This is a genomic window from Streptomyces bobili (assembly GCF_002154575.1).
GTDB classification, from domain to species: Bacteria; Actinomycetota; Actinomycetes; order Streptomycetales; family Streptomycetaceae; genus Streptomyces; species Streptomyces bobili.
Window position 1 is genome coordinate 1 of the sequence record NZ_MUBA01000441.1, and the last position, 10,390, is coordinate 10,390.

The following is a 10,390-nucleotide window of genomic DNA, read 5'->3' on the forward strand; positions in this document are numbered from 1 at the left end:
CCCCAACCCCCGCCCCGGCCTCACTCCGGCCTCGATTGACGAACCATGCATAAGTCTGCATACTCATGCAGAGGTCAGCCTGCGAAGATCTGAGTTCACCCACACCCTCCCGAGGAGCAACGCAAGTGAGCAGCAACAGCGGTGACGTACGGCTCTGGGGCGGCCGTTTCGCCGACGGTCCCGCCGAGGCCCTGGCGAAGCTGTCCGCGTCCGTCCACTTCGACTGGCGGCTCGCGCCCTACGACATCGCCGGTTCGCGCGCCCACGCGCGCGTGCTCCACAAGGCGGGTCTGCTCACCGACGACGAGCTGACGGGCATGCTCGGCGGCCTCGACCGGCTGGAGGCCGACGTCGCCTCGGGCGCCCTCGTCGGCACCATCGCCGACGAGGACATCCACACCGCCCTGGAGCGGGGTCTGCTGGAGCACCTCGGCCCCGACCTCGGCGGCAAGCTCCGCGCCGGCCGCTCCCGCAACGACCAGGTCGCCACCCTCTTCCGGATGTACCTGCGCGACCACGCCCGGATCATCGGCGCCCTGATCGCCGACCTCCAGGACGCCCTGATCGGCCTGGCGGAGGCCCACCCGGACGTGGCGATGCCCGGCCGCACCCACCTCCAGCACGCCCAGCCGATCCTGTTCGCCCACCACCTCCTCGCCCACGTACAGCCCCTGACCCGGGACGCGGAGCGGCTGCGCCAGTGGGACGAGCGCACGGCCGTCTCGCCGTACGGGTCTGGGGCTCTCGCCGGTTCCTCGCTCGGCCTGGACCCCGAGGCGGTCGCCGCGGACCTCGGCTTCGAGCGCGGCAGCGTCGGCAACTCGGTCGACGGCACGGCCTCCCGTGACTTCGTCGCCGAGTTCGCCTTCATCACCGCGATGATCGGCGTGAACCTCTCCCGGATCGCCGAGGAGATCATCATCTGGAACACGAAGGAGTTCTCCTTCGTGACCCTGCACGACGCGTTCTCCACGGGCTCGTCGATCATGCCGCAGAAGAAGAACCCGGACATCGCGGAGCTGGCGCGCGGCAAGAGCGGCCGTCTCATCGGCAACCTGACCGGTCTCCTGGCCACCCTCAAGGCCCTGCCCCTGGCCTACAACCGCGACCTCCAGGAGGACAAGGAGCCGGTCTTCGACTCCTGCGACCAGCTGGAGATCCTGCTCCCCGCCTTCACCGGCATGATCGCCACCCTCACCGTCCACCGCGAGCGCATGGAGGAACTGGCCCCGGCCGGCTTCTCCCTCGCCACCGACGTCGCCGAGTGGCTGGTCAAGCAGGGCGTGCCGTTCCGGGTGGCGCACGAGGTCGCGGGCGAGTGCGTGAAGGTCGCCGAGGCCGAGGGCAAGGAGCTGGACGAGCTGACCGACGAGCAGTTCGCGAAGATCTCCGCCCACCTCACCCCCGAGGTGCGCTCGGTCCTCAACGTCGCCGGCGCCCTCGCCTCCCGCGACGGCCGCGGCGGTACGGCGCCCAGCGCGGTCGCCGTCCAGCTCGCGGAGGTCAAGGCGGACGTGGCCGCGCAGCACGAGTGGGCAACTGCCAAAGACGCGAGCTGAGGAGCGCCCCGACAGGGGCGCGGGGAACTGCGCGAACAACCACGACGCACCCGCACGCGCCACTGCAAGCGCACCCCCGAGCTCCAAGGCGCCCACTCTTCACCGAAGGTCATCGCGGGTTACGTTGGTCGCCAGCCGTACCTGAGCCGACCGAACGGAGCCCGCGATGCCCTTCGCCCGACTGGCCACCGCGACCACCCCCACCTGCCACATCGGACTGGGCCTCGCAGCCGTCGGCCGCCCCGGCTACATCAACCTCGGCCGGGACCACGACCTCGGGGAGGACCGCAGCGTCGAGGCGCTGCGCGCCCGCACCCACGAACTCCTCGACGCCGCCTACGCCCAGGGAGTGCGCTACTTCGACGTGGCCCGCTCCTACGGCCGTTCCGAGGAGTTCCTCGCCGACTGGCTGGCGGTCCGCCCCGGCGTCGACGACATCGTCGTGGGCAGCAAGTGGGGCTACACGTACACCGCCGACTGGACCACCGACGCCGAGCGGCACGAGGTCAAGGACCACGGCGTCGCCACGTACGAGCGTCAGCGCGCCGAGAGCGCCGCCCTGCTCGGCGACCGTCTCGATCTCTACCAGATCCACTCGGTGACCCCGGACAGTCCGGCCCTCACCGACAAGGAGCTCCACGCGAAGCTGGCCGAGGCCGCGGCCGGGGGCCTCACGGTCGGCTTCTCCACCAGCGGTCCCGGCCAAGCCGACGCGATCCGCGCCGCCCTCGCCGTGGAGGTCGACGGCGCCCCCCTCTTCCGTACCGTCCAGTCGACGTACAACGCCCTGGAGACCTCGGCCGGACCGGCTCTCGCCGAGGCCCACGACGCCGGACTCACGGTGATCGTCAAGGAGGGCATGGCCAACGGCCGCCTGGCGGAGCCGCACGCGCCCGACGCCCTCGGGTCGGTGGCGGAGGAGGCCGGGCTCGGCTGCGACGCCGTCGCCCTCGCGGTGATCCTGCGGCAGCCCTGGGCCGGGGTCGTCCTGTCCGGCGCCGCGACCGTCACCCAGCTCGCCTCCAACCTGCACGCCCCCGTCGTCGACCTCGACGAGGACCAGCTGGAGCGGATCGCGGCCCTGGCGGAGGAGCCGGGCGCCTACTGGGAGCGGCGCGGCCGGCTGCCCTGGCACTGAGGCATCACCGCGGAACGCCGCGGAGCCACCGACGTGTGAGACGTGAGGTATGAGACGTGCACTCTCCTGATGAGACATTCATGTCTCATGTGGGTTAGTGTTGTCTCATGGCTGTCGATCGTGACCATGTGCTGCGCAGCGCCGCGGCCCTGCTGACCCGGAAATCCACCGCGACCATGGACGAGGTCGCCAAGGCCGCCGGGATCAGCAGGGCCACCCTGCACCGGCAGTTCGCCGGACGTGACGTACTCGTGCGGGCGCTGGAGGCGCTCGGCATCCAGGAGTGCGAGGGGGCACTGGACCGGGCCCGCCCCGACGACGGCCGCGCGAGCGAGGCCGTCCGCCGGATGGTCCGCGAGATCGAACCGGCCGCCGCCCTGCTGGCCTTCCTCTACAGCGAGAACCAGCTGTTCGAGGGCGAGGAGCAGAACGAGGGCTGGGCCAGGATCGACGACCGGATCGCCGCCCTCTTCCGGCGCGGCCAGGCCGACGGCGAGTTCCGCATCGACCTGACCCCGGCCTGGCTCACCGAGGCGCTGTACGGCCTGCTGGCCTCCGGCGCCTGGGCGGTCGCGGAGGGCCGCGTCGCCCGCAACGACTTCACGCACATGATCGTCGAGCTGCTGCTCGGCGGCGCACTGAGGAGAGAGGAATCATGACCAGCATGCTGCAGCCGGTGGACCAGGACGAGGCGGTGAAGCGCCCCGGCCGCTGGCTCGCGCTGTCCGTCCTCGTGCTCGCCGTGCTGCTGGTGGCCGTCGACGCGACAGTCCTCGGCCTCGCGACCCCGTTCATCAGCGAGGACCTGAAGCCCTCCGGCACCCAGCTCCTGTGGATCGGCGACGTGTACTCCTTCGTCATCGCCGGTCTGCTGGTCTCGATGGGCAGCCTCGGCGACCGCATCGGCCGCAAGCGCATCCTGCTGATCGGCGCGACCGCCTTCGGCGCGATATCCGTGCTGAACGCCTACGCCACGACGCCGGAGATGATGATCGCCGCCCGCGCGCTCCTCGGCGTCGCCGGCGCGACCCTGATGCCCGCCACCCTCGCCCTGATCCGCCACCTCTTCCACGACCCGCGCGAGCGCAGTCTCGCCGTGGGCATCTGGGGCGCCGCGGCCTCCGCCGGTACGGCGGTCGGCCCGATCGTCGGCGGCTTCCTTCTCGAACACTTCTGGTGGGGCTCGGCCTTCCTCATCAACCTGCCGGTGATGGCCGTCCTCGTCGTCGTCGGCATCCGCACCCTGCCGGAGTCCCGCAACCCGAACCCCGGCCCCTGGGACCTGGCCAGCGTCACGCTCTCTCTCGTCGGCATGATCGCGGTCGTCTACGCCGTCAAGGAGGCCGCCACCCACGGCCTCACCGGGACCACCGCGGGCGCCGCCCTGCTGGGCGCGGCTGCGCTGTACGGCTTCGTCCGCCGCCAGCTGACCCTGCCGGTGCCGCTGCTGGACATGCGCCTGTTCCGCAACCGTGGTTTCAGCGGCGCGGTCCTGGCCGACCTGCTGACCGTTCTCGGCCTGTCCGGCCTGGTCTTCTTCCTCTCCCAGTACCTGCAACTCGTCCAGGGCAGGCGCCCGTTCGAGGCGGGTCTCGCCGAACTTCCCGCCGCGATCGGCGCGGTGGCGGCCGGTCTGATCGCCGGCCACGCGGCCCGCCGCTTCTCGGTCCGGGCGGTCGTGTCCGGCGGCCTCGCCGCGATCGGCCTGGCGCTGGCCGCCCTCACGGTGATCGACGAGAGCACCGGCTATCCGCTGCTGGGGGCGTCGCTGCTGGCCGTCGGCGTGGGCGCCGGCTTCTCGTTCACCGTGACGGCCGACGTGATCCTGTCCTCGGTCCCGAAGGAGGAGGCGGGCTCGGCGTCCGCGGTCTCGGAGACGGCGTACGAACTGGGCGCGGCCCTCGGCATTGCCGTACTGGGCTCGATCGTGACGGGTGTCTACCGCGGTTTCCCGTCTCCGCAGGGCACCCCCGCGGGTGCGCACGAATCCCTGGGCGGGGCGGTCGAGGTGGCGTCGGGCATGCCGGCGGGCGCGGCCCAGGAGATGCTGGCGTCGGCGCGGGAGGCCTTCGTCGACGGACTGAGTCTGGCGGCAGGCGCCGGCGCCGTGGTGCTGCTGGCGACGGCGGGCGCGGCATGGGTGCTGCTGAAGGGCCAGAAACTGGACAGCTCGGGCTGAGGCGCGGAGAGAGACCGAAGGGGTGCCGGCTTGCACCCCGACCTCTTCTGCGGGCCCGGCCCCAGGCCGCTACGGCTACGCATGGCCCAACGCCCCGTTCCCGTCGGGGGAGGGCAGAGCCGGACCGAAACCGGATCGCACCCTGCCCTGTTTCCCTTCCGGGGCCTTCCGGGGCTGACGGAGGCCGACCGGGGCCCACGGGGGGCGACCGGTCCGACCGGCTGACGGGGGGCGACCGGTCCGACCGGAGCTGACGGGGGGTCGACCGGGCTGACAGGGGTCGACCCCTGGGCCGGCCGGGGGCCGGGGCCCGGCCGGGGCCCGAGGCCGTAACCACATCGCGCCGCGCCCTGTCCCGCCGGTCCCGAGCCGCAAACCGCATCGCGACCGTTCCGCCTGGACCGGGCCTGGACCGGGCAGAGCCGGTTCGGGTCGGGTCGGGGACGCAACGGCCCCGACCCGCGCCGAGCCGACCCGCCTCTCCGCCGGAGGCTTAAGCGGCTTTCGCCTTCGTGGCGTACATGTCCACGTACTCCTGCCCGGACAGCCGCATGACCTCGGTCATCACGGAGTCCGTCACCGCGCGCAGCACATACCGGTCCCGGTCCATGCCCTCGTACCGGGAGAACTCCATCGCCTCGCCGAAGCGGACCGTCACCTTCGAGGGACGGGGCATTCCGGAGCCGCCCGGCTGGATCTTGTCCGTGCCGATCATCGCGAAGGGCACCACCGGGGCGCCGGTCATCAGGGTGAGGCGGGCGATGCCCGTACGGCCCCGGTACAGCCGCCCGTCGGGGGAGCGCGTGCCCTCGGGGTAGATCCCGAAGACCCGGCCCTCCTCCAGGATCCGGCGCCCGGTCATCAGGGCGGCCACCCCGCCCTTGCCGCCGTCGCGGTCGACGGGGATCATGCCGACGCCGATGAAGAACCAGGCCATCAGCCGGCCCTTGAGGCCCTTGCCGGTGACGTACTCGTCCTTGCCGATGAAGAAGACCTGCCGGTCACAGACCAGCGGCAGGATCATCGAGTCGATGAAGGTGAGGTGGTTGCCGGCCAGGATGACCGGACCGTTGCCCGGGATGTGCTCCACGCCTTCGACCCGGGGGCGGAACATCAGGCGCATGACCGGTCCGAGCACTGCCTTGATGAGCGCGAAGCGGGACAACGGGCCCTCCGATAGCGGTATGAGTATGTGCAGGTGAGGACGATACTCGCGCCGCCGGGGGCGGCGCACATCGGGTTCACCGAGGTCTTACGCACTGTTGACCTACGTTTACCTGTACGGCCGGTCCATCACGGGCCCGACACACGGGTGGAACGTGGTGACGGACATGGCGGCCCGAAGGGGCCCTCAGTTCTCCACCGGCTCCGCGTGAGGGGGCGGGCACGGCCACGGCCGGTAACGATCGCCTACCCCGCCGCGCGCCGACGAATCGGACACCCCGTCATATCGTCGTACGGCACGCGCCATCCACCGTCACCCGTGTGTTCGGATCGAGGTCTCCCGGCGGTCATGTCCACGCCCCTACGATCGGCGCGCACGGGACGAGCCGATGACAGGGAGGACCCTCATGGGTACACAGGAGTCGCAGAACTCGAACACCCGAGCGAGCGGAACCGGACGGCGGGCGTTCCTCGGAGCGGCCGCCGCGATCGGCGCCGCCGGAACCACCCTGGGCCTGTCCGGCACCGCGAGAGCCACGGAGGCGGCCACCGGGTCCCGGCACGGCGGCAAGGGCATCGCTAGCCTGCCGGTGCCCACGATCATCGGCCACCGGGGTGCCAGCGGCTACCGGCCCGAGCACACCCTCGGCGCCTACCAGCTCGCCCTCGACCTCGGAGCCGACATCGTCGAGGCCGGCGACCTCGTCCCCACCAAGGACGGCCATCTCGTCTGCCGCCACGAACCCGAGATCGGCGGCACCACGGACGTCGCGAGCCACCCCGAGTTCGCCGGCCGCAGGACCACCAAGGTCCTCGACGGCGTCTCCCTCACCGGCTGGTTCACCGAGGACTTCACGCTCGCCGAGCTGAAGACGCTGCGCGCGACCGAGCGCATCCCCGCCAACCGCCCCCACAACACCCTCTACAACGGCCGCTGGGAGATCCCCACCTTCGAGGAAGTCCTGAACTGGCAGGACGAGCAGACCCGCAAGCGCGGCAAGCAGGTCTGGATCTACCCCGAGCTGAAGCACCCCACATACTTCCGCAGGCTCGGCCTCAACCTGGAGGAGCGCGTCGCGAAGCTGCTCCGGCGGCACGGCAAGGACGGCAGGAACGCGCCCGTCATCCTCCAGTCGTTCGAGCCGACCAGCATCCAGCGCCTGGACAAGATGGTCGGCAACCCGCTCGTCGTCCTGCTCTCCGGCGCCACCACCCGCCCCTGGGACTTCGTCGAGACCGGCGACCCGCGCACGGTCGCCGACCTGGTCACCGTCAAGGGCCTGCGGGAGATCGCCGGCTACGCGCAGGGCATCGGCCCCACCCTCGACCTGGTCGTCCCCAAGGACGCGGCCGGCAACCTCACCACGCCGACCACCCTGGTGAAGGACGCCCACGCGGCCGGTCTGATCCTGCACCCCTACACGATGCGCAACGAGAACCCCTTCCTACCCGCGAACTTCCGCAAGGGCACCGACGCGGACGCCTACGGCGACGTGTTCGGCGCCTACCGGGCGTACTTCGCGACCGGGATCGACGGTGTGTTCACCGACCAGCCCGACACCGGCCGTCTCGCCCGCGAGGACTTCGTCAACGGCTCCTGACCCCGTTGGGGTGACAAACGGCCGTCCGGGCAACCCACCGTCCGGGCGGCCGCGTCGTCCCGCACATGACGCACGACCTGCTCGCCGCCCTGCGCCCGCTGCTCACCGCGGAGGCCGACGCCGAGGCGCACGCCACCGGAACCGAGCCCGCCGACCTCGAACAGGCCGTCTGGCTGCGCCTCCTGGAACACCTCGCCACCGACGGCCCGCCCCTCGACCCGCAGGGCTGGCTGCGCCGCGCGGTCCGCGCCGAGGCCCGCCGCAACCGCCGTACGGCCCGGCGGGAACGGCCGTTCGCGGGTGACCCGGCCGAGGACGGTGATCGCGGTCCAGAGCAGATCGTCCTCACCGCCTCCCGCCACCGTGCACTGCGCGACGCCGTCCACCGGTTGCCCGGCCGGTGCTCCCGGCTCCTGGACGCCCTGCTGTCGCCGCAGGACCTCACATACCGCGAGATCGCGCGGGAGTTGGGTATCTCACAGGGAAGTCTCGGACCGGAACGTTCCCGATGTCTGGGATGTCTGCGACGTCTGCTCACGCCGGAGGTTGCGGCCCGCGAACTGCGGGGATAGGAGTGTAGGACCACAGGCGATCAGGTGAGCGGGAGGCGTGCGCATATGGGCATGAGCGTGACCATCTCGGTGGCGACCGAGCAGGATGCCGAGCAGATCTTCAGGCTTCAGTACCTGTGCTTCCAGGGCGAGGCGGCGCTGTACGGCAACTACCGCATCGCCCCCCTCGTGCAGACCCTGGACTCTGTCCGGCAGGAACTCGCCTCCGACTGCGTCTACGTGGCCCGGCTGGGCGAGGAGGTCGTCGGCTCGGTCCGCGGCACGGTCACCGAGGACGGCGCGGCGTCCATCGGCAGGCTCTGCGTCCACCCCCGGCTCCAGGGCCACGGCATCGGCGCGAGGCTGCTGCGGGCGGCCGAGTCGGCGTTGGCCGGGGAGCGCGGCGCCACCAAGTTCCGCCTCTTCACCGGCCACCGCAGCGAGGGCAACCTGCGCCTGTACCGCCGGGTCGGCTATCGGACGGTGGGCACGTCCGAGGGCTCGGACGGCGTCAGGATGATCGTCCTGGAGAAGCCGGCCGACGAGTTCGCCACCACGGCCTGAGCGGCGCCGGGCTCAGCCGGCCTGCCGCGCACGCGCCCCGCGCAGCCAGAACAGAGCGGTCAGGGGCAGCAGCACGGGGATGAACACGTACCCCATCCCGTAGTCCGACCACACGGTCGAGTCCGGGAAGGCGTCACGGTCCACCAGCGTCCAGGTGCCCACGACCAGCACACCCGCCAGTTCGGCGGCGCAGCACACCTGCGCCGCCCTGCGGGCCGTCTCCCCGCCCCGCACCAGCGAGTACGTGATGAAGCCGTACACGAGACCGGCCGCCGCGGACAGCGAGTACGCCAGCGGCGCCCGGTCGAACTCCGTGGTGATCTGGTACGCCGAGCGCGACACCGCGCCGACCACCATCACGCCGTAGAACCAGACCAGCAGCAGGCCGGGCCCGCCGATCAGCCGTGCCGGCTTCTCCTCCACGGGGGTCACCTCAGCCTGTCCAGATGTCATAGAGCCGCACCTCCAGGACGGCGAGGACGACCCCGCCCGCCGCGACCGTCACCGAGCCCCACCGGGTCCGCTCGCCCAGCGACATGAACCCCGCCGCCGGAACGCACGCGAACGCGCCCAGCAGATACGCCACGAAGATGGTCGTGCCCTGGGCCGGCTCCTCGCCCCGCGCCAACTGCACGATCCCGACGATCAGCTGGACCAGCGCCAGCACGGAGACCACGGCCATCCCGATGAAGTGCCAGTCCTTCGTCGGCTGGTCGCGGTAGGCCGCCCAGCCGCACCAGGCGGCCAGTAGCAGCGCGGCGACACCGGTCACCAGCGTCAGGACATCAAGCATGCGGTGACCCTATTACGGCCGTATGCGGCCCCCGCGACCGGGCCCGGATGGTGACGCGCCCCGGTGACGGTGACGGTGACGGTGACCGTGGCGTTGGCCACAACCCACCCCGTCCGTGGACCTGACGTCCGCCCACCGAAGAAGCCCTGTCAGTGTTGTCCGCACTGGTCACGAGCGGGGGAACGCGGCCTTCCGCATGTGTGCGGACATTGTCCACGGCTGTCCATCATGTGGACGGCCCGGCTTTGTCAGGACCGTAGGTCTGCTTTACTGATCGCATGACCACGACGAGCAGCCGCACCTTTGCGACCGAGGCGACCCTGACGCCCGGTGCTCGTTGTATGTGTCGAATGTGCGCCTTCTAGAGGGCCCCCGCACCACCCCAGAGCTCGCGCCCCGAAGCGAGACGCCGTGGCACGTCCGTGCGCCCCGCGTACGGACGAGACGCCTCCCCACCGCCTGAACGGCGCGGGGAGACCCCCATCGCGCACATGTTCTCCCCCCGGTTCCTTCGCCACCGCGAGAACCGTGTCGCGTCCTGACCGAATGCACCCGTGCCGGGCACGCCCGCGCACTCGACAGTGACGGAAACCCACGTGATCACCACCACGGGCCTGAGCAAGGTCTACCGCTCGCGCGGCCGTGAGGTCACCGCCCTCGACGGCGTCGACCTGCACGTCCGCGAAGGCGAGGTGTACGGCGTCATCGGCCAGTCCGGCGCCGGCAAGTCCTCGCTGATCCGCTGCATCAACCTCCTGGAACGCCCCACCTCCGGCACGGTCACCGTGGCAGGCCAGGACCTCACCGCCCTCGCAGGGCGCGGTCCGCGGGCGGGCCGGGA

11 protein-coding genes are annotated in these 10,390 nt (G+C 71.4%); 8 read left to right on the forward strand and 3 right to left on the reverse strand.

Features of this window, described 5'->3' with window-relative positions:
* The first annotated feature begins 125 nt into the window (after nt 1-125).
* The 4 genes from argH to BZL64_RS29565 all read left to right on the forward strand — a co-directional run bounded on the left by argH (nt 126) and on the right by BZL64_RS29565 (nt 4,876).
* Nucleotides 126-1,559 carry an argininosuccinate lyase gene (argH, locus tag BZL64_RS29550; RefSeq protein ID WP_086772224.1) on the forward strand — a complete coding sequence of 478 codons (1,434 nt, stop codon included), beginning with the start codon at nt 126-128 and terminating at the stop codon, nt 1,557-1,559.
* Nucleotides 1,560-1,725: 166 nt separating this feature from the next.
* The gene (locus BZL64_RS29555; RefSeq protein WP_086772225.1) at nt 1,726-2,697 is read left to right on the forward strand and encodes an aldo/keto reductase; all 972 of its coding nucleotides are present in this window, start codon (nt 1,726-1,728) and stop codon (nt 2,695-2,697) included.
* Nucleotides 2,698-2,804: 107 nt separating this feature from the next.
* The gene (locus tag BZL64_RS29560) at nt 2,805-3,356 is read left to right on the forward strand and encodes a TetR/AcrR family transcriptional regulator (protein ID WP_086772226.1); all 552 of its coding nucleotides are present in this window, start codon (nt 2,805-2,807) and stop codon (nt 3,354-3,356) included.
* Nucleotides 3,353-4,876 carry an MFS transporter gene (locus BZL64_RS29565; RefSeq protein WP_086772227.1) on the forward strand — a complete coding sequence of 508 codons (1,524 nt, stop codon included), beginning with the start codon at nt 3,353-3,355 and terminating at the stop codon, nt 4,874-4,876. Before BZL64_RS29560 ends, BZL64_RS29565 begins: the two co-directional genes overlap by 4 nt.
* 493 nt (nt 4,877-5,369) lie before the next feature.
* Here BZL64_RS29565 and BZL64_RS29570 read toward each other — a convergent pair whose 3' ends face one another.
* Nucleotides 5,370-6,041 carry a lysophospholipid acyltransferase family protein gene (locus BZL64_RS29570; RefSeq protein ID WP_086772228.1) on the reverse strand — a complete coding sequence of 224 codons (672 nt, stop codon included), beginning with the start codon at nt 6,039-6,041 and terminating at the stop codon, nt 5,370-5,372.
* Nucleotides 6,042-6,447: 406 nt separating this feature from the next.
* On the opposite strand from BZL64_RS29570, the gene BZL64_RS29575 reads away from it, so the two are divergent.
* The 3 genes from BZL64_RS29575 to BZL64_RS29585 all read left to right on the forward strand — a co-directional run bounded on the left by BZL64_RS29575 (nt 6,448) and on the right by BZL64_RS29585 (nt 8,756).
* Nucleotides 6,448-7,641 carry a glycerophosphodiester phosphodiesterase gene (locus BZL64_RS29575; RefSeq protein ID WP_086772229.1) on the forward strand — a complete coding sequence of 398 codons (1,194 nt, stop codon included), beginning with the start codon at nt 6,448-6,450 and terminating at the stop codon, nt 7,639-7,641.
* A gap of 65 nt (nt 7,642-7,706) precedes the next feature.
* Complete coding sequence (locus BZL64_RS29580; protein ID WP_086772230.1) at nt 7,707-8,213, forward strand: RNA polymerase sigma factor; 507 nt, start codon at nt 7,707-7,709, stop codon at nt 8,211-8,213.
* 45 nt (nt 8,214-8,258) lie between these two features.
* Nucleotides 8,259-8,756, forward strand: coding sequence for a GNAT family N-acetyltransferase (locus BZL64_RS29585; protein ID WP_086772231.1), 498 nt, complete (start codon nt 8,259-8,261; stop codon nt 8,754-8,756).
* A 12-nt stretch (nt 8,757-8,768) separates the two neighbouring features.
* Here the strand turns inward: BZL64_RS29585 and BZL64_RS29590 are convergent, their stop codons facing one another.
* Nucleotides 8,769-9,209, reverse strand: coding sequence for a hypothetical protein (locus BZL64_RS29590; RefSeq protein ID WP_391012938.1), 441 nt, complete (start codon nt 9,207-9,209; stop codon nt 8,769-8,771).
* Complete coding sequence (locus BZL64_RS29595) at nt 9,190-9,549, reverse strand: hypothetical protein (RefSeq protein ID WP_086772233.1); 360 nt, start codon at nt 9,547-9,549, stop codon at nt 9,190-9,192. Before BZL64_RS29595 ends, BZL64_RS29590 begins: the two co-directional genes overlap by 20 nt.
* Nucleotides 9,550-10,145: 596 nt before the next feature.
* On the opposite strand from BZL64_RS29595, the gene BZL64_RS29600 reads away from it, so the two are divergent.
* Nucleotides 10,146-10,390, forward strand: a 245-nt coding sequence (locus BZL64_RS29600) for an ATP-binding cassette domain-containing protein (protein WP_167396214.1), incomplete at its 3' end; no start/stop codon positions are given.